This is a genomic window from Pseudarthrobacter oxydans, assembly GCF_034258515.1.
Classification (GTDB): Bacteria; Actinomycetota; Actinomycetes; order Actinomycetales; family Micrococcaceae; genus Arthrobacter.
In genome coordinates this window covers 3,273,006-3,295,933 of record NZ_CP139438.1, presented here as the reverse complement: position 1 = coordinate 3,295,933, position 22,928 = coordinate 3,273,006, and the positions used below count along the sequence as shown (strand labels likewise).

General features: G+C 65.0%; 24 protein-coding genes and 1 tRNA gene. 16 read left to right on the top strand and 9 right to left on the bottom strand.

Annotated elements, in window-relative coordinates; genetic code table 11:
• Window positions 1-16 precede the first annotated feature (16 nt).
• The 6 genes from SMD14_RS15050 (at window position 17) to SMD14_RS15025 (ending at window position 5,919) form a co-directional block, all read left to right on the top strand.
• On the top strand, window positions 17-1,564 hold the full coding sequence (locus SMD14_RS15050) for an amino acid permease (protein WP_321214140.1): 1,548 nt from the start codon (window positions 17-19) through the stop codon (window positions 1,562-1,564).
• Between the two features lie 72 nt (window positions 1,565-1,636).
• The gene (locus tag SMD14_RS15045) at window positions 1,637-2,242 is read left to right on the top strand and encodes a TetR/AcrR family transcriptional regulator (RefSeq protein ID WP_157241547.1); all 606 of its coding nucleotides are present in this window, start codon (window positions 1,637-1,639) and stop codon (window positions 2,240-2,242) included.
• A 228-nt stretch (window positions 2,243-2,470) separates the two neighbouring features.
• The gene (locus tag SMD14_RS15040) at window positions 2,471-3,457 is read left to right on the top strand and encodes an ABC transporter substrate-binding protein (protein ID WP_321214139.1); all 987 of its coding nucleotides are present in this window, start codon (window positions 2,471-2,473) and stop codon (window positions 3,455-3,457) included.
• Window positions 3,454-4,296 (top strand): ABC transporter permease, encoded by an 843-nt coding sequence (locus SMD14_RS15035; protein ID WP_321214138.1) that lies wholly within the window; start codon window positions 3,454-3,456, stop codon window positions 4,294-4,296. The genes SMD14_RS15040 and SMD14_RS15035 overlap by 4 nt, the downstream gene beginning before the upstream one ends.
• Complete coding sequence (locus tag SMD14_RS15030) at window positions 4,293-5,066, top strand: ABC transporter permease (protein ID WP_321214137.1); 774 nt, start codon at window positions 4,293-4,295, stop codon at window positions 5,064-5,066. Before SMD14_RS15035 ends, SMD14_RS15030 begins: the two co-directional genes overlap by 4 nt.
• Window positions 5,056-5,919, top strand: coding sequence for an ABC transporter ATP-binding protein (locus SMD14_RS15025; RefSeq protein WP_321214136.1), 864 nt, complete (start codon window positions 5,056-5,058; stop codon window positions 5,917-5,919). Before SMD14_RS15030 ends, SMD14_RS15025 begins: the two co-directional genes overlap by 11 nt.
• On the opposite strand, the gene SMD14_RS15020 is transcribed toward SMD14_RS15025, so the two are convergent.
• The 3 genes from SMD14_RS15020 to SMD14_RS15010 all read right to left on the bottom strand — a co-directional run bounded on the left by SMD14_RS15020 (window position 5,897) and on the right by SMD14_RS15010 (window position 8,647).
• A complete protein-coding gene (locus SMD14_RS15020; RefSeq protein WP_321214135.1) occupies window positions 5,897-6,532 on the bottom strand; it encodes a DUF2461 domain-containing protein in 636 nt (211 codons plus the stop codon). The two genes, SMD14_RS15025 and SMD14_RS15020, sit on opposite strands and share 23 nt — an antisense overlap.
• A 125-nt stretch (window positions 6,533-6,657) precedes the next feature.
• The gene (locus SMD14_RS15015; protein ID WP_157241552.1) at window positions 6,658-8,154 is read right to left on the bottom strand and encodes a catalase; all 1,497 of its coding nucleotides are present in this window, start codon (window positions 8,152-8,154) and stop codon (window positions 6,658-6,660) included.
• 7 nt (window positions 8,155-8,161) lie between these two features.
• Complete coding sequence (locus SMD14_RS15010; RefSeq protein WP_157241553.1) at window positions 8,162-8,647, bottom strand: Fur family transcriptional regulator; 486 nt, start codon at window positions 8,645-8,647, stop codon at window positions 8,162-8,164.
• 93 nt (window positions 8,648-8,740) lie between these two features.
• On the opposite strand from SMD14_RS15010, the gene SMD14_RS15005 reads away from it, so the two are divergent.
• A complete protein-coding gene (locus SMD14_RS15005) occupies window positions 8,741-10,012 on the top strand; it encodes an MFS transporter (RefSeq protein WP_321214134.1) in 1,272 nt (423 codons plus the stop codon).
• Window positions 10,013-10,044: 32 nt separating this feature from the next.
• A complete protein-coding gene (gene htpX, locus SMD14_RS15000) occupies window positions 10,045-10,914 on the top strand; it encodes a zinc metalloprotease HtpX (RefSeq protein ID WP_321214133.1) in 870 nt (289 codons plus the stop codon).
• Between the two features lie 112 nt (window positions 10,915-11,026).
• On the opposite strand, the gene SMD14_RS14995 is transcribed toward htpX, so the two are convergent.
• A complete protein-coding gene (locus tag SMD14_RS14995) occupies window positions 11,027-11,518 on the bottom strand; it encodes a YajQ family cyclic di-GMP-binding protein (RefSeq protein WP_104998705.1) in 492 nt (163 codons plus the stop codon).
• Between the two features lie 185 nt (window positions 11,519-11,703).
• Here SMD14_RS14995 and SMD14_RS14990 point away from each other — a divergent pair, with 185 nt between their 5' ends.
• The 5 genes from SMD14_RS14990 (at window position 11,704) to SMD14_RS14970 (ending at window position 15,658) form a co-directional block, all read left to right on the top strand.
• Window positions 11,704-11,958 (top strand): hypothetical protein, encoded by a 255-nt coding sequence (locus SMD14_RS14990; protein ID WP_157241554.1) that lies wholly within the window; start codon window positions 11,704-11,706, stop codon window positions 11,956-11,958.
• 168 nt (window positions 11,959-12,126) lie between these two features.
• A tRNA-Tyr gene (locus SMD14_RS14985) sits at window positions 12,127-12,208 on the top strand.
• A gap of 151 nt (window positions 12,209-12,359) precedes the next feature.
• Window positions 12,360-13,496, top strand: a complete 1,137-nt coding sequence (locus SMD14_RS14980) for a hypothetical protein (RefSeq protein ID WP_321214132.1) — start codon at window positions 12,360-12,362, stop codon at window positions 13,494-13,496.
• A gap of 232 nt (window positions 13,497-13,728) precedes the next feature.
• A complete protein-coding gene (locus SMD14_RS14975) occupies window positions 13,729-15,087 on the top strand; it encodes a CoF synthetase (protein ID WP_321214131.1) in 1,359 nt (452 codons plus the stop codon).
• Window positions 15,088-15,226: 139 nt separating this feature from the next.
• Window positions 15,227-15,658 carry a CBS domain-containing protein gene (locus SMD14_RS14970; protein WP_157241555.1) on the top strand — a complete coding sequence of 144 codons (432 nt, stop codon included), beginning with the start codon at window positions 15,227-15,229 and terminating at the stop codon, window positions 15,656-15,658.
• Window positions 15,659-15,754: 96 nt separating this feature from the next.
• On the opposite strand, the gene SMD14_RS14965 is transcribed toward SMD14_RS14970, so the two are convergent.
• Window positions 15,755-16,723 (bottom strand): LysM domain-containing protein, encoded by a 969-nt coding sequence (locus tag SMD14_RS14965; protein ID WP_321214130.1) that lies wholly within the window; start codon window positions 16,721-16,723, stop codon window positions 15,755-15,757.
• Window positions 16,724-17,081: 358 nt separating this feature from the next.
• A complete protein-coding gene (locus SMD14_RS14960) occupies window positions 17,082-17,813 on the bottom strand; it encodes a potassium channel family protein (protein ID WP_321214129.1) in 732 nt (243 codons plus the stop codon).
• 70 nt (window positions 17,814-17,883) lie between these two features.
• Here SMD14_RS14960 and SMD14_RS14955 point away from each other — a divergent pair, with 70 nt between their 5' ends.
• The gene (locus tag SMD14_RS14955; protein ID WP_157241558.1) at window positions 17,884-18,432 is read left to right on the top strand and encodes a thioesterase family protein; all 549 of its coding nucleotides are present in this window, start codon (window positions 17,884-17,886) and stop codon (window positions 18,430-18,432) included.
• Between the two features lie 3 nt (window positions 18,433-18,435).
• Here the strand turns inward: SMD14_RS14955 and SMD14_RS14950 are convergent, their stop codons facing one another.
• Window positions 18,436-19,233 carry an ABC transporter permease subunit gene (locus tag SMD14_RS14950; protein ID WP_321214128.1) on the bottom strand — a complete coding sequence of 266 codons (798 nt, stop codon included), beginning with the start codon at window positions 19,231-19,233 and terminating at the stop codon, window positions 18,436-18,438.
• Window positions 19,230-20,153: an ABC transporter ATP-binding protein gene (locus SMD14_RS14945; protein ID WP_321214127.1), complete on the bottom strand. Its 924-nt coding sequence runs from the start codon at window positions 20,151-20,153 to the stop codon at window positions 19,230-19,232. The genes SMD14_RS14950 and SMD14_RS14945 overlap by 4 nt, the downstream gene beginning before the upstream one ends.
• A 159-nt stretch (window positions 20,154-20,312) precedes the next feature.
• On the opposite strand from SMD14_RS14945, the gene SMD14_RS14940 reads away from it, so the two are divergent.
• Entirely contained in the window at window positions 20,313-20,738 is a 426-nt protein-coding gene (locus tag SMD14_RS14940) for a co-chaperone YbbN (RefSeq protein WP_157241560.1), read from the top strand.
• Window positions 20,739-20,814: 76 nt separating this feature from the next.
• Here SMD14_RS14940 and SMD14_RS14935 read toward each other — a convergent pair whose 3' ends face one another.
• Window positions 20,815-21,093, bottom strand: a complete 279-nt coding sequence (locus SMD14_RS14935) for a putative quinol monooxygenase (RefSeq protein ID WP_104999812.1) — start codon at window positions 21,091-21,093, stop codon at window positions 20,815-20,817.
• A gap of 113 nt (window positions 21,094-21,206) precedes the next feature.
• On the opposite strand from SMD14_RS14935, the gene SMD14_RS14930 reads away from it, so the two are divergent.
• Complete coding sequence (locus tag SMD14_RS14930) at window positions 21,207-22,898, top strand: AMP-binding protein (protein WP_321214126.1); 1,692 nt, start codon at window positions 21,207-21,209, stop codon at window positions 22,896-22,898.
• Window positions 22,899-22,928 lie beyond the last annotated feature (30 nt).

Genomic DNA, 22,928 nt, shown 5'->3' with positions numbered 1-22,928 from the left:
GGATTGTGATCCCCCAATGAACCTTCTCCGGACCAAATCCATCGAGCAGTCGATCGCCGACGCCGATGAGCCCGGGCGCAAGCTGAAGCGCTCCCTCAGTACCTGGGACCTGATGATCATGGGCGTCGCGGTTGCTGTCGGCGCCGGCATCTTCTCCGTTGGCGCCAAGGCTGCGGCCAACTTCTCCGGTCCCGCCGTGACCCTGTCCTTCGCCATCGCCGCCGTAACGTGCGCGCTGGCCATCATGTGCTACGCCGAGTTCGCCACCGCCATCCCCGTGGCAGGTTCCGCGTACGTCTTCACTTACGCCACCATGGGCGAACTCCTGGCCTGGATCATCGGCTGGAACCTGATCCTGGAGCTTTTCACCGCCGCGGCCGTGATCGCCAAGTACTGGGGCATCTACCTCAGCAAGGTATTCGCCCTCATGGGCGCCGATATTCCGCCGGCGATCTCCCTGGGCGGGATTGACCTCTACTGGGGTGCCTTCCTGATCGTGGCCGTCTTCACCGTGCTGCTGGTCCTGGGCACCAAGCTCTCCGCCCGCGTAGGCAACATCTTCACCCTGATCAAGATCGGCGTCGTCCTCTTTGTCATCGTGGTGGGCTTCACTTACGTGAAGATCGAAAACTACGCCCCGTTCATCCCGGCCGCCCAGCCGACCGGCGGCGCCGGTGGCGCCGACGTCCTGAAGCAGTCGTTCTTCGGCTTCCTCACCGGAGCCGCCCCCGCCCAGTACGGCACCCTTGGCATCTTCGCCGGCGCCGCTCTGGTCTTCTTTGCCTTCATCGGCTTTGACGTGGTGGCCACGTCGGCGGAAGAAGTAAAGAACCCGCAGAAGACGCTGCCGCGCGGCATCTTCGGCGGCCTGGCCCTGGTAACCCTGCTCTACATCCTGGTGTCCCTGGCACTCACGGGCATGGTGTCCTACACGCAGCTGGCCGAGGCCGAGAACCCCACCCTCACCACGGCCTTCGAAGCAGTGGGGGACACCTCGGCGGCCAAGATCATTGCCTTCGGCTCCCTGGTGGGCCTGACCACCGTGATCATGGTGCTACTCATGGGCCTGTCCCGCGTGGTGCTGGCCATGAGCCGCGACGGGCTACTTCCCCGTGCACTGTCCAAGACCAGCCAGAAGCGTTCGACGCCGGTGCGCCTCCAGATCATCTGCGGGGCCGCCGTCGCCCTGGTCGCCGGGCTGACCAACGTGGACCTGCTGGAAGAAATGATCAACATCGGGACGCTGTCCGCCTTCGTGGTGGTAAGCCTGGGCATCCTGGTGCTCCGCAAGAAGCGCCCGGACCTGAAGCCGGCCTTCCGCGTACCGTTCGGCAAGGTCCTGCCCGTCGTGTCCGCCGTGCTGTGCTTCTACCTGATGACCAACCTCGCGGTGGAGACCTGGATCTTCTTTGCGGTCTGGCTGGTCATCGGCATGGCGATCTACTTCTCCTACGGCCAGCGCCACTCCCGCCTCAACGAGCGCTTCGGCGACGCGAGCGCGGCGGTCAACGGACGGGCTGCTGACAAAGTGCGCGACGGCGAGGACGAGCTCACCCGCGCCTGACACCCCGTGCGAATGCCCGCCCTGGCCTGGCCAGGGCGGGCATTCGCATGTCCGGCTTCTAGGATGGATCACATGGCCCGTCCCACACGATCCGAACGCAAGGCAGAACTCCTGGCCGCGATCCTGGATTACCTGATGGACAAAACGCTTGCCGAGCTCACCTTCCGGAGCCTCGCTGAGGGCCTGGGGATGAGCGCGTATGTGCTGGTGTACCACTTTGGAAGCCGGGACCAACTGATCAACGACATTGTGGTTTCCATCGAGTCCCGGCTGGACCGGATGCGCAATACCGATGTGCACGACATCGACCGTGCCGCCTGGCGGGACTTCCTGCTCGACTCCTGGCAGTGGACCATGGCCCAGCGGAACCGGCACCTGACGCGCCTGGAATTCGAAGCGACGGCGCAGGACATCGTGGCCGCCGAACCGAGGGGAACGTCGCAGGAGCACTTCCGGATGCTCCACCATAAAACCCGCGACTGGCTCATGGTGCAGGGAATTCCGGAGGAGTTTGCCGACACCGACGCGCGGCTCTTCACGTCCACCTTCTACGGGCTGCAGTTCGACTTCGTGGTCATGAATGAGCCGGAAGCGGCCACCAAGGCCTTCGAGCTGATGCTGGCGGTCTTCTTCAACAACCTGGAAACGCGCCTGGCGCCCGGTGGCGGGCAGGGCTGAGCCGTCCCCGGCGCCGCAGGCCGGGCGTTGGCAGGAACTGCGGAAATCCAGGCCTGGCCACTGGAAACTGTCCCTTACGGTGCCGTCTCAGAGCTGTAACAATGAGCCGTACACGGATGTGCTGGCAGTCGTACCATGATTGAATCGGATAGTCGAACTTCTGTTCGAATGTCGAACACTGGGCTTGGGGGCGGGTCAGCCCCCGGTCATGGGCACGAAGGAGTGATCATGAAACGTCGTCTTATTTCCATCCTGGCAGTTGCCTCTGTCCTGGGGCTGGCGGCCTGCGGAAGCGGCTCGCCCAGTTCCACCGGCGGCGGAAGCGCACCGGCCACCGGGGGCGGCGGCGCGGGCTTGACCAAGGTCAGCGTCGGCGTCATCCCCATTGTGGACTGTGCCCCCATCTACCTTGGCGACAAGCAGGGATTCTTCAAGGACGAAGGCCTTCAGCTGGACATCCAGACGGCCACGGGCGGCGCGGCGATTGTCCCCGGCGTGGTCAGCGGCAGCTTCGACTTCGCGTTCTCCAACCTGATTTCGGTGATGGTCGCCAAGGACAAAGGGCTGGACCTGAAGTTCGTGGCCAACGGCGCCTCCACCACCGGCGAGAAGGGAAAGGACATCGGCGGCGTCGTGGCCCCGGCCGGCTCGGACATCAAGTCCGCGAAGGACCTGGCCGGCAAAACGGTGTCCGTGAACAACCTCTCCAATATCGGCGACACCACCATCAAGTCGGTGATCGAGAAGGACGGCGGTGATCCAAGTGGGGTGAAGTTCGTGGAGGTAGCCTTCCCGGACGCCCCGGCGGCCCTGGCCAACAAGCAGGTGGACGCCGCGTGGATCCTGGAGCCCTTCCTGTCGAAGGCCGTTGCTGAAGGCGGAACCGTGGTGTCGTCCAACTTTGTGGAAATGAGCCCGGAACTGGATATCGCCGGCTACTTCACCAAGGGCGACACCATCAAAGGCAAAGCGGAGCTGACCGGGAAGTTCACCCGGGCCATGAACAAGTCCCTTGAGTACGCCCAGGAGCATCCGCAGGAAGTCCGCGACATCGTGGGCACCTACACGAAGATCGATGAGGCCACCCGGGCCAAGATGATCCTGCCGCGCTACCGCACTGACTTCGACAAGGATGCCTTCAGGACGCTCGGCGATGCCGCGGCCAAGTACGGCACCCTGAGCAAAGCGCCGAGTGCGGACGACCTCCTCCCGTGAGTTCAGGAACCCTGGCCACCGGCGGGGCCGCTCCACGGGCGGAGCGGCCCCGAAGGAAGGGCGGCAAGGGAGCGGCGAAACAACTGCTCGGAGTCGCGGGGATCATCGGATTCCTGGCCACCTGGGAGCTCATTCCCCGCCTCGGCCTGATTAATGAACGGTTCCTCCCGCCCGCCAGTGAAGTGGTTGCCGCCCTGGTTGTTGACTTCGGCCTCACGGCCTTCTGGGTTGCGGTGGGAGAGACCATGAAAGCGTGGTTCCTCGGCCTCCTGATCGCCGTGGCCGCAGCCGTCCTGCTCGGTTTCATCATCGGCTCCAGCGGCTTCCTCCGGAAGGCCACCAACTCCACCATCGAGTTCCTGCGCCCCATCCCGTCTGTGGCCCTTATCCCCTTGGCCGTGCTGCTCTTCGGGGTAAAGATCGAGTCGTCCCTGCTGCTCATCGTGTACGCCTCCTTCTGGCAGGTCCTCATTCAGGTGCTCTACGGCGTGGCCGACGTCGACATGGTCGCCAACAACACTGCCAAGACCTACGGACTGGGCCGGATGGCCCGCATCCGGTACGTCGTGTTTCCGACGGCCCTGCCCTACCTGATGACGGGTGTTCGGCTTGCCGCTGCGGTGGCGCTGGTCCTGGCCATCACGGCGGAACTGGTGATCGGTTCCCCGGGCCTGGGCCGGGAGATTGCCCTCGCCCAGTCCGGCGGCGCCATCTCCGGCATGTACGCCCTGGTGCTGGCCACCGGCCTGATCGGTGTCCTGATCAACATGGTGATGCGCAAGATCGAGAAGCGGATCCTGGCATGGCACTCGTCTGTGCGCTCGGAGGTGATCGTATGAGGTCGTTGAAAAACCTCGGCTATATCGTGGGCCTGCCGGTCCTGCTGGTCCTGGTCTGGTGGTCCTCCACCCTGGGAGCGGTCAACTTTTTTGTCCCCCGGCCCGCCGACCTTGTGGGGACCTTCGGCAAAGTATGGTTCGGTGACAGGTTCTTTTCCGATGTCCTGCCCAGCCTGGACAGGCTGGTGGTGGGCGTGGCGGTGGCCATTGCCATCGGAGTTGTGGGCGGGGTCCTGATCGGGTCCATCCGGTGGCTGCGGGCACTGCTGGAACCGACGCTGGAATTCTTCCGTGCCATCCCGCCGCCGGTCCTGGTGCCGGTGCTGATGCTGCTGATGGGCATCACCGACTCCATGAAGGTCATGGTGATCATTTCCGGTTGCGTCTGGCCCGTGCTGCTCAACACAATCGAGGGTGTGCGGGCTGTGGACCCGGTGCTCTCCGACTCGGCACACACGTACGGCATCAGCGGCTGGGCGCGCGTGCGGCACCTGGTGCTTCCTTCCGCCAGCCCGCAGATCATGGCCGGGGTGCGCCAGTCGCTGTCCCTCGGGCTGATCCTCATGGTGATTTCCGAAATGTTTGCCTCGTCCTCCGGGCTGGGCTTCACCATTGTCCAGTTCCAGCGGTCCTTCGCCATCCCGGAAATGTGGTCCGGCATTGTGGTCCTGGGCCTGCTGGGCGTGGCCATGTCTTTCATCTTCCAGTGGGCGGAGCGGAACATCCTGCGCTGGTACCACGGCCAGAAAGAGGTAGAAAATGCGGCCTGAACCCACCCAAGCGACCACGGAGGCCACCCTCTCCGTCCGCGGGCTGAAGAAGGTCTACCAGACCGACGGCGGTGACGTGGAGGCGGTCCGGAACCTCACCTTTGACCTGCGCGCGGGGGAGTTGGCCTGCCTGGTGGGGCCCTCAGGCTCCGGCAAGACCACGCTGCTCAAGTGCATCTCCGGGCTCATGGCGCCGACCGAAGGCGAAGTGCTCCTGGACGGCAAGCGGGTGACCGGTCCACCCAAGAAGATGGCCGTGGTGTTCCAGGAATACGGGCGTTCGCTGTTCCCGTGGATGCGGGTCCGGGACAATGTGGAACTGCCGCTGAAAAACCAGCGGGTGCCCAAGTCCGAACGCGACCGGCTGGTGGATGACGCCCTCGAGGCCGTGGGGCTCTCGCATGTGCCACGGTCCTACCCCTGGCAGCTTTCCGGCGGCATGCAGCAGCGCGTGGCTATTGCCCGGGCCATCGCGTACCAGCCCGAGGTCCTGCTGATGGACGAACCGTTCGCGGCCGTGGATGCGCAGACCCGGGCCGATCTTGAGGACCTGATCCGGGTGGTCTGGAGAAAGCTGGGCGTCACGGTGCTCTTCGTGACCCACGACATTGACGAATCCGTCTACCTCGGCGAGCGGGTAATCATCCTTTCCAGCTCGCCGACCGTGATCCAGGAGGATATTACGATCGACCTTCCGGACGAGCGCGACCAACTGAATACCCGTTCCCTGCCGCGCTTCACGGAGCTGCGCCACCACGTGTACGAACAGATCCAGCTGGCGAAGAAGGGGCACCGCCCGGCCGCGGCCTCATCCGGGAAGGAGACCCCGGTCAAGGGGCAGCATGCCGGCTGACCCAGTCAACTAATGGCCGCAGGTCCTCCCACAGCCCGGCGATGTCCTGGACCGCGGCAGGGGTTGCCAGCCAGTCCGGCCGGCCAAGGTTGACGCTGGCGGAGAGGGATTTGTGCTTCAGGAGTTCGGCCCGCGGGTGCTCCCGCGCATACCCGCGCGGCACCGTCTTCAGCTTCTCTCCCTCAACGGCAAAGCCGGCCGCGGCAACAGCCTCCAGGATCCGCCGGAGCGACTCGCCGGTGCCGGACGCGTCCACGGAATTGCGGTACCGGGCCAGCTGCGCAGGCGTATGCGAGTGGTAGCCGCCGCCCACCAGCAGGCCGTCAGCGCTTATCTGCAGGTAGTAGCCAACCCCTTCCTGGACGGATGCCACCGCACCCTGGGCCGTCTTGTAGGGGGACTTGTCCTCGGAAAACCGGATGTCCCTGTTGGGCCGGAAGAGCTTCGCCGGCCCAAACCTGGGTTCCAGCTCCGCAAGCAGTAACGAAAGCGGTTCCCTGACCAGGGACAGGTAACTGTCCTTGAGTTCCTGCCACCACTCCCGGTTGTTGTTGTCCTGAAGCTCCTCATAGAACCCGAAGGCGCCGGCAGGTATGCCCTGGAAAGTTGTCATGCAGCGATCCTAGGGACGGCAGGCGGCGGCGGCCATGCGCGGAGCCGGGTATGTGGAAAAAAGAAGACCACCCCGCCACACGAACAGCGGCGGGGTGGTCTTCAGCAAGTCAAGACGGAGCTGGATCAGCCGATCTTGTTGGCAGCCTCAGCGTCGGAGGACGGAGCTGACGGAGCAGCCGCGGTACCGAGGTTGGCGCGCAGCTTGGCGCCGAGTTCGGCGTCAACGTTGGTCCAGTACTGGATGGCGCGTTCCTTGATGCCGGGGCTCTTGACGCCGCCCACTGCACCGGTGATGGTCTCGAGGAAGCGGGCCTTCGCAGCTTCGTCGTAGACCTCGCGGTAGAGCGTGCCCGCCTGGACGAAGTCGCCGTCCTCTGCGTGGAGGGAGTGCGCGGCGAGGGTCAGCTCGCCGTCGTTCTCCCAGCCGCCGGCCGGGTTCTGCGGCTCGACTGCGGCCGGGCCGCCAACGGAGTTGGGGGCGTAGACCGGCACGGACGGGGCGTTGAAGTGGTAGCGCCCGGCACCGTCCTGGCTGTAGTTGTTGACCTGGTTCTTGGGCTGGTTCACCGGGATCTGGGCGTGGTTGGTGCCTACGCGGTAGCGGTGGGCGTCCGCGTAGGAGAAGATGCGGGCCTGCAGCATCTTGTCCGGGGAAGCGGCGATGCCCGGCACGAAGTTCGACGGCGCGAAGGTGGCCTGCTCGATCTGCGCGAAGTAGTTCTCCGGGTTCCGGTTCAGCTCCATGGTGCCCACCTTGATCAGCGGGTAGTCGCCGTGCGGCCACACCTTGGTCAGGTCGAACGGGTTGAAGCGGTAGGTCTTGGCGTCCTCGTACGGCATGACCTGGACGTGCAGGTCCCAGGACGGGAAGTTGCCGGCCTCGATGTTCTCGGAGAGGTCGCGGATGTAGAAGTCGGCGTCGGAGCCTGCCAGCTGCTCGGCCTGCTCGCTACCCATGGAGTTCACGCCCTGGTTGGACTTGAAGTGGTACTTGACCCAGAACCGCTCGCCCTCGGCGTTGATCCACTGGTAGGTGTGCGAGCCGTAGCCCTGCATTTCGCGCCAGGAGGCGGGCAGGCCGCGGTCGCCCATGAGCCAGGTGACCTGGTGTGCGGACTCGGGGGACAGGGTCCAGAAGTCCCACTGCATGTCGGCGTCGCGCAGGTGCGTGCCCGGCAGGCGCTTCTGGGAGTGGATGAAGTCCGGGAACTTGATGCCGTCACGGATGAAGAACACCGGGGTGTTGTTGCCCACGAGGTCGTAGTTGCCCTCGGTGGTGTAGAACTTCACGGCGAAGCCGCGGGGATCGCGCCAGGTGTCCGGGGAGCCGCTTTCGCCGGCCACGGAGGAGAAGCGGATCAGCATTTCGGTTTCGACGCCGGGCTGGAGGAAGGCTGCCTTGGTGTACCTGGACACGTCCTCGGTGGCCTTGAACGTACCGAATGCGCCGCCGCCCTTGGCGTGCACTACGCGCTCCGGCACCCGCTCGCGGTTGAACTGGGCGAGCTTTTCCACCAGGTAGTGGTCAGTCAGGATGATGGCACCGTCGGCACCGACTGACTTCGAGTGCGCGTCCGACGTAACGGGGGCACCTGACTGGGTTGTTGAAATGGCAGTCATTGTTCTCCTATTTCTCTATTTCTTGCGGGGGACGATTGGAAGGAAGTTGTTGGGACTGCTGGCAGTCCTGGCAGATGCCCTGGTACATGACATCGGCGATCTGGATGGTCATCGGCTTGGCGTTTTCATCCCAGTGGGGGGTGAGGCAGGGTGCGTGGCCCACTGCGCAGTCGACGTCCTCCACCCGGCCGCAGCTGATGCAGATGGCGTGGTGGTGGTTGTCGCCCACCCGCGTCTCGTACAGGGCGGGGGAGTGCGGGGGTTCGAACCTGCGGAGCATGTGCAGGTCCGTCAGGTCGCCGAGCACCACATATACGGACTGTGCCGTCAGCTCAGGCAGTTCGGCGCGGGCGGCGGCCAGGATGCTCTCCGCGGGGGAGTGGGGGTGGCGTTCGACGGCGGCCAGGACCGCCAGCCGCTGTTTGGTCACCCTGCGGCCGTGGGCACGCAGGGCGGCAGCCCATGCCTCGTGGCCGTCAAAGTGTTCCGTCATGCCACCATTCAAGCACTTATTATGAGCATCTCACAATAAGGCTCGGCTAACACGTTGTGAACGGGAAGAAACCGCCGCCGCTAGGGTTGCGGGGTGGGGAAACTGCTCGCTGACATCACGCCGCTCCGGGAGAGCCCTGCGTTCCGCCGGCTCTGGGTGGGCTCGGCCGTATCCGCCGTCGGCAGCCAGCTCACCCTGGTGGCAGTGAGCCTTGAGGTTTACCGGATAACGGGGGAGAGCCTCTACGTCGGCCTGCTGGCGGTCTTCGCCCTGGTGCCGCTGGTGATCGGCGGGCTGCTGGGCGGATCCATCGCCGACTCCCATGACAGGCGCCAGGTGGCGCTGCTGGCCTCCACCGTCATGTGGCTGGCCACCGGACTGATCGCGCTGCAGTCCTGGCTGCAGCTGGGCAACGTATGGGTCCTGTACCTCCTGGTGGCGCTGCAGAGCGGCGCGCAGGCCATCAACCAGCCGGCCCGCAGCGCCATCCTCCCCATGCTGATCCGAACCGAACTCCTGCCTGCGGCCAACGCACTGAGCATGATGTCCTTCGGCCTCGCCATGACGGCCGGTCCGCTGCTGGCCGGCGTGCTGGTGGCCTGGGTGGGGTTCGGCTGGACGTACACCCTTGATTTCGCAAGTTTCGCGTTCGTGCTGTGGGCGGTCTACCGGCTGCCGCCCCTGCCGCCGTCAGGGAGCCCGGGCAGGCCCGGACTCCGCTCCGTCGTCGAAGGCTTCCGTTTCCTCGGCACGCGGCCCAACCTCCGGATGACCTTCGTGATCGACCTGGTGGCCATGGTCCTTGCCCAGCCGCGGGCGCTGATGCCGGCCATCGGTGCCGTCATGATCGGCGGCGGCGAAGCGACCGTAGGCGTCCTGCTGGCGTCCAGCGCCGTCGGCGCTTTCCTGGCGGGCCTGTTTTCCGGACCCCTCGGCGGCGTCCGCTGGCAAGGGAGCGCCGTGGTCATCTCGGTAATGGGGTGGGGTGCGTCCATGGCGGCCTTCGGCCTGGTGGTGCTGCTCGCCGGGCGTGCACCGGACGGGGCGGTCACGCCCTGGCTTCTCCCGGCGGCAGTCTGCTGCGCGCTCGCGGGCATTGCCGATTCCATCAGCGGCGTCTTCCGCCACACCATCCTCCAGGCGGCCACACCGGACCACCTCCGCGGGCGGCTCCAGGGCGTCTTCATCGTGGTGGTGGCCGGCGGTCCCAGGATCGGCGACCTGCTGGCCGGCGGCGCCACCAGGCTCGCGGCCGAGGGCTGGGTCCTGCTGCTCGGCGGCGGGCTGTGCATCGCCGGGGCCTGGGCGGCGGCCAGCCTCCAGCCGGGCTTCCGCAGGTACGACGCGCGGAACCCTGCCCCCTAGACAGCCGTTTCCATAGTGAGTAAGGAGGAGACGTGCACAAACACTACAACGGGCTCAAGACCGCGGCGCTCTTCGGGGTGCTGTGGGCGGTGCTGCTGGGCCTCGGGGCGCTGATCGGCACCAGTACCCGCAGCTCCGCGCCGATCTGGATCATGGCCCTCGTGGGCGTGGCCACGACGGCATACGGCTACTGGAACAGCGACAAGATCGCCATCCGCGCCATGGCGGCCTACCCCGTCACGGAACCGCAGGCGCCGCAGCTGTACCAGATGGTCCGGGAACTGTCCGTCCGCGCCAACCAGCCCATGCCGCGCATCTACCTCTCGCCCACCATGAACCCGAACGCCTTCGCCACCGGCCGCAATCCCCGGAACGCCGCCGTGTGCGTGACCGAGGGAATGCTGCAGTTGCTGGACGCCCGGGAGCTCCGCGGAGTCCTGGGCCACGAGCTCATGCACGTCTACAACCGGGACATCCTCACCTCGTCCGTGGCCGCCGCCGTCGCAGGCGTGATCACGTCGGTGGGCCAGATGCTCCTGTTCTTCGGCGGCGGTGACCGGCGCAATTCCAATCCGCTGGCGATGCTGGCCATGGCGCTCCTCGCCCCCTTCGCGGCGTCGCTGATCCAGATGGCCATTTCCCGGACCCGGGAGTACGACGCCGACGAGGACGGTTCGCAGCTGACCGGCGATCCGCTGGCGCTCGCCTCAGCGCTGGCCAAGATCGAGCGGGGCGTCACCATCGCACCGCTGCCGCAGGACCAGCGGCTGGTGAATGCCTCGCACCTGATGATCGCCAACCCCTTCCGCGGCGGTGCGATGACCAAGCTGTTTGCCACGCATCCGCCCATGCGGGACCGGATTTCCCGGCTGGAGCGGATGGCAGGCCGGCCGCTGGGCTGACGTCCGGCGTCTCCGGGACGCGCAAAGAGGCCGGCGCAGCCCTATTCCGGGTGCGCCGGCCTCTTGCGTGTCGGCCGAAATTATGCGCGTCGAGAACGACGGCGGCGGACGGCTAGCTGCGGAAGTTCACGAACTGCAGGTCGGCTTCCTCGAAGTCCTTCAGCAGGGCCATGGTGGCCTGCAGGTCGTCGCGGGACTTGGACGTCACGCGGAGCTCGTCGCCCTGGATCTGGGACTTGACCGACTTGGGGGCTTCGTCCCGGATGAGCTTGTTGATCTTCTTGGCAAGGTCCTGCGCGATGCCCTCCTTGATGGAGGCCTCCAGCCGGTACTCCTTGCCGGACGCATAGGGCTCGCCGGCGTCCAGCGACTTCAGCGAGATGCCGCGGCGGATCAGCTTGGACTGGAGCACGTCCAGGACTGCCAGGACCCGTTCCTCGGAGTTCGCCTTCATCAGGATCTTTTCGCCGCTGAAATCCACCTCGGCGCCGACGCCCTTGAAGTCGTAGCGCTGCGCCAGCTCCTTCTGCGCCTGGTTCAGCGCGTTGGCCACTTCCTGCTTGTCTACCTTGCTTACGACGTCGAACGTTGACTCGCCTGCCATGACTCTCCTTTTGCCGGTGGAAGCCCTGTGCGCGGACAGGGGGTGATCACTGCATTCCAGCCTAATACGGATGGCCGCGTTGAGGGGCTCAGGGATTCACAGTTCCCTCCCAGCGGACGCTCTGCAGGAACGAAGGAGGGCGGAGAACAGTTGAACGTGTTGGGAAGTTGTTCGAAGGGAACACCATGCACCGCAAGGCCGTCCGTTACGCCACCCGCACCACCTCGGCAGCAGCGGGGGCGGTGGCAGCAGCGGCGTCGTCGGTGGCCGCAGCAGCGGTGGCTGCCTCCATCATCCTCGCTCCGGTGGCCGATGCTTCATCCCGGATGGAGGGAGTCAGCGAGGACCTGCTGCGTGCAGTCCAGCTGAACCAGATCACTGAGGAGCAGGCCGTGAAGTTCGAGGCCCGGCTTGCCGGCAGGATTCTGGGAGAGGCCTGATTCCGTTCCCTTTCCCCGTTGTTTCAAGGGATTTCCGGGCCTGCGCGGCCCGATTCGATTCTTCGGCGGAAGTTCTGTAAAGTTGTCTTGCCCGCGGTTACTGGAAGCGGAACGGCCCGGAAACGGACGTTCTGCAGACTGCATCGGCGGGTACTTCTTTTGAAGTTCGGCAGATTACCCGAGCGGCCAAAGGGGGCTGACTGTAAATCAGCTGGCAACGCCTACGGGGGTTCGAATCCCTCATCTGCCACCCAAGCAAAGGCCCGTAGTTTCCTGGAAACTACGGGCCTTTGTCATGCCCGGCCGCTGCGGGCCGTCGCCCTGGATCGGCTTCGGATCACGCCAGGTGGGCAGGCTGCCCGATCTTTTTCCAATCCTGTGACAAATCTGGGCGGATCTTGATGATGCCGCAGATAGTGTTCTCACATATTCGCAATTTTTATGGGGGGAAATTGTCGGTGGCCGGCATGTCTGACGATGTTGAGGGACCCTGGCTCGATATCGCCGAGGAGGTCCGCTGGTATCCCTCGCCGCATAATTCCCAGCCGATAAAGCTGAGGCCGATCAGCGAGACCGTGGCAGTCGTCTATTATGACCTTGACCTTGGGCTGCCTGCCGAATCTTTCGGAATCCCTTTCGGCCACGTGTGCGCGGGGGTCTTCCTGGAGTCACTGTCCGTGGTGGCCGCGGCCCGGGGCTACCGCACCGTGGAAATCCTTGAGCTTTCCGAAATGGATTTCGCTGCCGAGGACCGGCTGCATCTTATTGGCACAGTCCGATTGGAACCTGCTGCAGCTGACTCCCATTCCCAGCCCTTGGCCGAAAGTGCTTTGGCCGCATTCCGGGCCAGGCGGACGTCGCGCCGGCCGTACGACAAGCGGGTGGTCGATGAGGCGATTTTAACGGCAGCTTCTTCCATTGCCGCCCGCCAAGGATACGCATTTCATTCAACCGCTGACAGCCGCACCGTTTCATCGCTCGTGCGGATCAATCAAAAAACTCTCTTTTCCGACTTGCGCAATAATGCGGTCTACGCCGAGATCATGGAGTGGCTGCGGTTTTCGAAGGACGAGGCTGCAGCCCGGGCAGACGGTCTCAGCGCGGAGACCATGATCATTCCCGGCCGGGTGCTTCGATTCGCGATGAAGCACCGTAATCTTTGGTCCTTCCCAGCCATCGGCGGTTTCATAAAGGCCGTCTATCTACGCACAATGCGTGGCGTGCGGCAGCTTGGATGGTTGGAGGGCCCGTTCGCGGAGCCGGGCCATTTCCTGGAAGCCGGGCGCACGTTCATGCAGGTATGGCTCTTTTTTTCGGAAAAGGGCGTATCCCTCCACCCCTTTGGCACTGTGATCACCAACCCGTCTTCTCACGCAGAATTCGTCGAGAAGGCTGGAATCAACGAGACAGCGAACAGGATGGCGTGGATGCTGTTCAGGTTCGGTTACAGCGACACCCCGCCAAAGTCTCACCGCCGCCCGGCGGCCTCGATGCTGCTCACCGATGACATGTCCTTACAGGAGCCACACCTTGAATAAGAAGCTCATATTTGCGTTCGTCTTTCTTATGGACAGATTCGTCGGGGTCTTTACGCCAAGGGTTTCAACTCACCGGATACTGCTGATGCCGGGCATCGAACCTTTCCGTTGGACTGCCGGACGCTGGAGGGCCTGGCGGACCTTTGAGATGGCGGCTAAACGGGTCCCTGCTTATCGTGAGTTCCTCTCCGAGCATGGCGTCAGTGGAAGGCTTTCCCTTAAACGCAGGACGGTGGCGGAGGCCTTCGCCGCGCTGCCGGAGATGGACAAGGACAGCTACATCAAACGCTGGACCATTCCTGCCCGCAGCGTGGACGGCGTGCTTCCCCGCCACGGAGTGGTTGTCGATGAATCTTCCGGAAGCTCGGGTGTTCCAACCAGCTGGGTGCGTGGCCGCGACGAACGTCTTGCCACAAGGCAGCTGCTCCAAGTTGGCTTTTCGCGTACCGCCGAGACACTGAGGAAGCAGCCGTTCGTGCTCAACTGCTTCTCACTCGGAGCATGGGCAACAGGGATGAACGTCACGACTTCCCTGACAGACGTGACAATGATCAAATCAATCGGCCCGGACCGCGACAAAGTAATCGCCACGATGCTGGAGTTCGGCCCGGATTACACCTACATCATCCTTAGCTATCCGCCCTTCCTGAAAGCCCTGTTCGACGACGAGCGGATCATCTGGGAGGACTACGATATCGTGGCGGCATTCGGCGGCGAGGGCATCAGCGAGAACATGCGGGCCCACATCACGAAGTACGCCCACAGTGCCTTCGGCTCGTACGGTGCGTCCGACCTTGAGATCAACATAGCCATCGAAACGGACTACACCGTGGAGCTTCGCCAGGCGATCGCGGCCAACCCGGAACTGTCGTCACGGCTCACCCGGCAGGACGAATACGGCGTGCTCCCGATGATCTTCCAGTTCAACCCGTACGACTACCTCATCGAAACGAACGGGGACGGCGAACTCGTCGTCACGATCGTGCGCAAGGAGAACGTCAACCCGCGGATCCGTTACAACATTCATGACCGCGGACACGTGCTGCGCGTGCGTGAGCTCAACGCTGTGCTTCGGGAATTTGGGCTCGAACACGTCATCCGCCAGCAGTTCCTCGATCTGCCCGTGCTCTTCCATTACGGCAGGAGCGACCTGTCCGTCGACTTCAACGGAGCAGTTGTGGCGCCGGATGCATTGCGCGACGTCCTTAGCAGTGACCAGAGCCTTCTGTCAGCAGTCGAAAACCATCGGCTTGTCAGTTTTGAGGATGCGTCGGGAAACCGGCAGCTTCACATCGCGCTTCAGCTCACCTCGAAAGCCACCACCGAGGGCACCTTCGAGGCAGCTTCCTACCGGACATACATCCTTGAACGACTAAGAAGCATGAACGGTGACTTCAACAACGCAATCCTTACTTCACCTGAGGCAAGCCTCCCGACGATTGCTTTTTATCCGCTGCGCACCGGCCCCTTCACATCGGACGGTTCAAAGCTAAAGAACGAGTACGTCTGGCAACTTGGCCCCACGGCTCCCCAGGACTGGGAGCTGGACCTCACGTTCCGGGCCCAAAAGAGCCGGGCATCGGCTGACTGACGTGGGCCGTCCAGGGGCCGAAGCTGCCCCGGAACGGTGCCAAACCGCCGTCGACATCGGCAAGGCCCGGGCGTAGTCTGGCAGCATCGGCGCATGTGCCCGATGCCCTGCGTCGATACCAATCGATGAAGGAGGACCAATGAGTGCCGTACGTGAATTCATGACTACGGACGCACAGTGTATTAAGGAAAACCAGTCCCTGGCAGATGCCGCCCGGATGATGAAGGACCTGGACTGCGGATCGTTGCCCATCTGCGGCGACGACGGCAAGCTGCATGGCATGATCACCGACCGTGACATCGTGATCAGGTGCGTGGCCGCCGGACGTGATCCGCGCGAAATGATGGCCAGCGAACTCGCCTCGGGCAAGCCGTACTGGATCGATGCCGACGCGAACGTTGACGCCGCCATTGAAATGATGGAAACACACCAGGTCCGCCGGCTCCCCGTGATTGCCGACCACAAGCTGGTTGGCATCATCAGCCAGGGGGACATCGCCCGCAACTACTCGGAACAGCGCGTGGGCGAACTGGTGGAGCATATCTCGGAGCGCAAGCGGATGAACGCATAGCCGGGGTCTTCCTGGCGCAGTTCATGCCCTTGTCCGCGGCTCCCTGCCTTGAAGGCCAGGGACCGCGGACAAGCTATGCCAGGGCAACCTTGGCAGTCAGTTCAGCGCGATCAGGAGCATCTGGCTGGTGCCGGGGATGCAGGTCTGCAGGATGGCCCGGGGGAAGCCGCCGAAGACCGCAATCACGTCGTTGGTGGTTCCCGGGTTGGGCACCTGTCCCCGTGCCGAAACCGTGTACGTTCCATAGCCCGGGACGCTGACCGTCTCGCCCACCCCAATGCCGGAGAAACGTGCCCAGCCGCCGCAGAAATCGTGCTCCGTGATGAAGAGCGAATAGCCGTCATTGGGGGTGTAGTGGATGGGACCGATGCAGGCGTCCACCATGGCCTGGCCGCCGGCGCCCGCCACATAAATGGTGCGGACCGCGGGTGCGGCAAAGACAGGTGCCGGAGCGGCGGCTGCGGGTGCCGGGGCGGGAACGGACGCCGCAACGGGGGCGGAAGCGGGGGCCGCCGGCGCCGCAACAGGCGGGCCGGTCAGGACCAGCGTCTGGCCCGGGTAAATGATGCTGAACGGGCCGAGGCCGTTGGCGGCGAGCATCGCGTTCATGTCCACGCCGTGACTGGCCGCGATGGCCCCGACAGTATCTCCGGGCACCACGGTGTAGACGTTCGGATCACCCGCAGGCGCGGGTTCAGGGGCGGGCGCCGGAGCAGGGGCAGGTGCCGGTTCAGCCGGTGGCGCAGTTTCGGGAACCGCGGGCGCCGGAGCTTCCGCTTCCGGGGCTGGCGCTTCTGCCGCCGAAACAGCTTCCGCTGCGGCGGCCGGCACTTCAGGTGCCGCGGCTCCGGCAACCTGGCCGATCGCCGTCGTGCTTTGGGTCAGCGACGCGGGAGGCGCCGCCAGGGCACCGACGCCGACGGCGGCCACCACAGCGGCAGTGGCCATGCCGGCCCACAGCTTGTTGCTGATGGCCGGCCGCACGCCGGTGAGGTCGGTGCGGGGTTCATCGGTGGCAAAGCTCCTGCTGGGGCCTTCGGGAGTGGAGAGGTATGGCTGGTTCATGGGTAGCCCATCCGGGTTCGGTCCAGGCAGGCTGGCGCTGTGCGCTTCAGCAGGCAGGACGGATTTAGGAAATATGCGCCCGGCCGCCCCCAGCTGTTGCCGGGCTGCACAAAAAGGCGCGTGATGGAGCGTCCGCATACCCAGAAAATACGGAGGCCCCGTGAGGAGGCAGGACCCCCGGGAAGCCAGCCCGGGGGACCCGCCCGCACGTGTCAGGTCCTAGGAATCCCGAGTCTAGGAAGGGAGCACGGCGGGCGGCACCAGTAGGAAATACCCGAATATTTGCGCGGGATACCCGATAACGCGGCACCGACTACTCAACCGCCGGCAACCCGATACTTGCCCGCAGCCGGGCGGACTACGGCGTGCGCCGCTCCTGCATCTCGGCGATCTCGGCCCGGAGCGCGGCAATTTCCGCCACGAGCCCCGCCATTTCGGCACGGACCGGCTCCTCCGCCTCGGACACAGCCTCGGCGGTATCCTCCACCCGCTGGACCAGCCACGACGCAATGGACGCCGTCACCACACCCAGGACGGCAATGCCGCTCATCATCAACGCAGCCGCCACCATGCGGCCGATCGGCGTCACCGGGTACATGTCGCCGTAACCCACGGTGGTGATGGTGGTCATGGCCCACCAAAGGGCATCGCCGAAGGTAATGATCTTCGCGTCCGGTGCGGACTGCTCCGCATCCAGGACTGCGAGGGCTCCAACGAACACCAGCATCGTGGCCGAGCCCACCACGTAGGTGACCACGCGTCCCCTGAGCGTGTCGCCCAGCGTCCGGTGCAGCACGGACAGGAGCGTCACCAGGCGGAGGAGGCGCAGCGGCCGGAAGAACGGCAGGGCCACAATCACCAGTTCATGCAGGTTCCGGATGAACCAGGTGCTGCGGTCGCCCGCGAGCCACAGGTTTGCCAGGTAGTCCACCACGAAGATGCCCCATGTCGCCCACATGACTGCCTCGAGCCAGATGGCCGCACTGCCCTCCAGCCTGCCAATCACCTGCCATGCGTACGCTCCCAGGAAGACGAGCGCAGTCACCGTCAGCGGCCAGTCCGCCAGGTCCCGGTAGCGTTGTTGGGTCATGCAGGAAATCCTACTAACAGCTCCACCGCCGGCTGCGGCCATGCATGTTACTGGCGGGTAGCATAAGGGGATGCACCTGCTCCTGAGAACCCTCCTGATGCTCTTCCGATCCTCGCGCCGCCCGCCGGTGACGGTCTGGGACAGTGCCTCACTCCCGCTGCGGGTGCTGCCCACGGACATCGATATCGCCCTGCATGTCAACAACGGCATGTACCTGTCCCTCATGGACCTGGGCCGGTTCGACCTCATGGTGCGCAGCGGAGTCTGGAAGCGGATGCGCCGGCGCGGATGGGGCCCCGTGGTGGCCGCGGAGACCATCGCCTTCCGGAAGTCCCTCCAGCTGTGGCAGCACTACACCATCGAGACCCGTATCATCGGGCTGGATGCCAAGGCGATCTTCTTCGAGCAGCGCATGGTGGCCGACGGCGAGGTCTACGCCCGCGCGTACATCGCCACCCGGCTGGTGGCCAAGGGCCGGCCGGTCAGCCAGGAGGAGATCCTGCGCGAGTTCGGCGAGCCGCCTGCGGACCTGGTCCTCCCCGACTGGATCCACGAGTGGCGGGCGTCCAGTGCGCTGCCTGGCAGCAGGACGCCGGCGCCGCATGACTGGGAAGCGTAGCGCCTAAGCGCCCACGTCCCGCCGTTCCAGTGCGACGGCGGCCACCGCAACGAGTGCCGCCGAAATGCCCCACAGCCACGCTGCCGCCGCCCAGTCCGCCCCGTTGGCCACCGGCGAATTGCCGTACGCCCAGTGGTAGGGGCTCAGCTCCAGCAGCCACTCCACCTCCTTGCTCTGGCGCCCCACGGCGTTGAACACGTAACCGAGCACGGCCACGGTGGCGCCCGCGGCCAGTCCATAGGTCCGCCGGCCCGTGACAGTGCCGACGCACAGGGCAGCCGTTCCGCTGAGGAGCGCCAGCCCGGCAAACAGGACGGTGGCACCCAGCAGATTGTCCAGCTTGATATCCAGCTGCGCGGGCCCGTTCAGCAGCCAGACGAGCGCACAGACCAGGGCAGCAAGCAGGACCACGCGCAGGAACAGTGCCAGCGCCCGCTCCAGTACCACCTGGCCGCGGGTCACACCGTGGGCCAGGGTCAGTTCCAGCTGACCCGATTCCTCGTCCCCGCCCACGGCCGCGGCGCCCCAGGCGACAGAGGCTATGGTCATCAGCATGAAGCCAAGGAGTCCGTACAGGGTGGCCTGTGCGTAGCCGGGTCCAGTGGCGATCTGGTCATAGTTCAGCGCCTTTGTCATCTCCGGGGGGAGAGCGTTGACCATGTCCTGCATTTCCGCGCTGCCGCCGAGGGACGGGTACAGCGGGAGGTAGAGGAAACAGGCTGCGGCCAGTCCGGCCGCCCAGCCCAGGGTGGAGCGCCACGTGTCGAGGAAGGCGCGGCGGAACAAGGGAAGTGTTGTCACCGCGCGTCCTCCGGCTGGCCTGAGTACATCTTGAGCACGGCTTCCTCCAGGTCAGGCTCATCGAGCACCAGGTCCGTCAGCTCAAGGGAACCCAGCATCCTGACCAGCGGCTGGATGGCGCCCTCCAGTACAGCGGACAGCGTCACGCTGCCGTCCGCCTCAAGCACCTCCACTTGTCCGATGCCGGGCACCCCCGACAGCAGCGCCACGGCGTCGGACGCCGGGATGCCGTGCGTGGTGAAGCGGACGTGGCGCACGGCCCCTTCGCGCAGCCCTTCGACCGACTCGACGGTGATGATCCGGCCATCGCGGAGGATGGCCACCGTGTCCGCCGTCTGCTGCACCTCGCTCAGGACGTGGGAGCTGAGGAAGATGGTCTGTCCGCGGTGTTTCGCCTCCCGCACCATCGCGTGGAACTCCTGCTGGACCAGCGGATCCAGGCCGCTCGTGGGTTCATCGAGGACCAGCAGTTCCGGCTGGTGCATAAACGCCTGGACCAGCCCGAGCTTCTGTTTGTTGCCCTTCGACAGCTGGCGCGTGTGGCGGTCGAGGTCCAGCCCCAGCCGCTCGGCGAGCCAGTCAATGCGCCCCGGCGGAACGGGCCCGCTGATGGCCTGGTAGTGCGCCAGCAGCTTGCGGCCCGTCACCCGGCCTTCGAGGAACAACTCTCCGGGCAGGTAGCCGATGCGGCGGCGAAGCCCGGGTCCGCCCCGCCGCGGATCAATGCCGAGGACGCGGATCTCGCCCCCGCTGGGCCGGATGATGTCCAGCAGGCAGCGCATGGTGGTGGTCTTGCCGGCGCCGTTGGGTCCGATCACGCCGAACACCGTTCCGGTCTCCACCTCGAAATCAATGCCGTGCAGCACTTCCCTGCGGCCGAACCTCTTGGTCAGGGACCGGGCGGAAACAGCGGTGGCCATGAGCCCTCCTGGACGCGAACACAGCGGCTGGTGACCCCCAGACTAGGCTCCGCGGGCGGCCGTGTACATGGAGGGCGCCCGGTTATTCCCGATCACGCGCGGAGCGAACAAGGGCTCCCTGAACAGGACAGGCCCGGGCATCACGCGTACCGTTGACACATGGCTACCCTTGACATCACAGGTGAACAGTTCGCATCCACCATCGAAGGCAACGACATTGTCCTGGTGGATTTCTGGGCGGAATGGTGCGGCCCCTGCAAGCAGTTCGGGCCTACGTACTCAGCGGTCTCGGAGAAGCACCCGGATGTCCTCTTCACCAAGGTGGACACGGAGGCGGAGCAGCAGCTGGCCGCCGAGGCAGGCATCTCGTCCATCCCCACCCTGATGGCCTTCCGCGAAAAGGTGCTGGTGTTCTCGCAGCCCGGTGCGCTGAACGCCCAGCAGCTCGAACAGGTGGTGGATGCCGTGAAGGCGCTGGACATGGAGGAAGTCCATGCCCATGTGGCACGCCAGCGGGAAGAAGCCGCTGCAACGGCCGGCAGGCAGGCCGGCCCCCAGGACGGAACCCAGATCCCGGACGCCTGATCCCCCCTTAACTTCGAATGCGGGACCTCCCACTGGGAGGTCCCGCATTCGCTTTAAAGCAGCTGATTCGGACAGGCTAGATCCGTTCCACCTTGACCGGTTCCGCCAGCAGCGCGCTCAGCGATTCGTTGAGGTCCTGCACCGCGATGCCCTTGGAATGCTTGGCCAGATCCTCCTCCGACGCCCACTGCTCGGTCAGGACCAGCTTCTCTTCGGTGGCTTCGGTCAGCTCGTAACGGATGCAGCCCGGTTCGTTCACCACCTCGTCGATGGCTATTTCGAGCGCCAGCTTTACACGGTGGAACTCGCCGTCGTTGGGGATGAACGTTGCCTGCAGGTCAATGGGTGAACTCATGGATTTCACAATACCGGCAGCAGGGGAGGGCTTTGCCTCTGTTGCGCCGGACACCCGGGTGTTGTGGTTCCGCGGTGCTTTTATTGCCGGGGGCCACTTGGTAGCGTGCCACCATGCGCGCTTACACAGCCGGGGACACTGACGTCCCGCTGCTTGAGGAGACCATTGGCCAGAACTTTGAGCGGGTGGTGGAGCGGTTCCCCTTCCACGACGCGCTGATTGAGGCGGCGCCTCTTCCGGGGGCGGATGCGCGCCGCTGGAGCTACACAAAAATGAATGACGACGTCGACAGGCTGGCGCGTGCGCTCCTCGCTATGGGCGTCGCCAAAGGGGACCGGGTGGGGATCTGGAGCCCGAACTGCGCCGAGTGGACGCTGCTGCAGTACGCCACGGCCAAGGCCGGCGCCATCCTGGTGAACGTCAACCCGGCCTACCGCAGCCACGAGCTGGAATTCGTGGTGAAGCAGAACGGCATGCGGATGCTGGTCACGGCGCCGTCGGACCGGAACAGCGACTACGTGGGGATGGCCCGCCGGGCGCTCGCAGGGTGCCCCGACCTGCGCCAGCTGGTCTTCCTTCCCTCGCCTGGCGGGGAAGGGCCTGGCGGGGAAGGGCTCGACGCCGGCGTCCCCCTCAGTGACGCGGAACTGACCTACGCCGAGGTGCTTCGGCGGGCGGACGACGTCGGACATTCCGGCCTGAAGGCCCGCATGGCAGAACTCGGACCGCACGATCCCATCAACCTGCAGTACACGTCCGGGACCACGGGATTCCCCAAAGGAGCCACCCTGACGCACCACAACATCCTGAACAACGGGTTTTCCATTGGCGAGCTGCTCGGCTACACCGAACACGACAGGGTAGTGATACCCGTGCCCTTCTACCATTGCTTCGGCATGGTGATCGGCAACCTGAACGCGCTGAGCCACGGTGCGGCCACCATCATCCCCGGCCGCGGTTTCAGCGCGGCTGCCGCCCTGGAAGCTGTCCAGGATTTCGGCGGCACGTCGCTGTACGGCGTGCCCACCATGTTCATCGCCGAACTCGCGCTGCCCGACTTTGCGTCCTACGACCTCTCAACCCTGCGCACCGGCGTCATGGCCGGCTCCCTGTGCCCCATCGAGGTGATGAACCGGGTGATCTCGGAGATGAACATGCATGATGTTGCCATCTGCTACGGGATGACGGAGACATCCCCGGTGTCCACCATGACCCGGCAGGGCGATACCCTGCAGCACCGCACCGAAACCGTGGGACGGACCATGCCGCACCTGGAGAGCAAGATCGTGGACCCGGGCTCCGGAGATGTCCTGGAGCGCGGGCAAATCGGCGAGTTGTGCACCCGGGGCTACGCGGTGATGGAAGGGTACTGGAACCAGCCGGACAAGACGGCCGAGGCCATCGACGCCGAGGGATGGATGCACACCGGCGACCTCGCCCGCATGGACGGGGACGGCTACGTGGTGATCGAGGGCCGGATCAAGGACATGGTGATCAGGGGCGGAGAGAACATCTATCCCCGGGAAATCGAAGAGTTCCTCTACACCCACCCGTCCATCCGGGACGTGCAGGTCATCGGTGTCCCGGATGCGCAGTACGGCGAGGAACTGATGGCCTGCATCATCCTGGAACCGGGGGCGGAACCACTGGATGCTTCTGCCCTCGCCGACTTCTGCCGCGGCCGTTTGGCCCACTACAAGATCCCGCGCTACGTGGACATCCGGGCCAGCTTCCCCATGACGGTCTCCGGGAAAGTCCGCAAAGTGGAGATGCGCGAGGAAGCAGTGGCCCGGCTGCAGGCCTGACGCGGCCTTCGGCGGGCCTTGGTTTCGAGC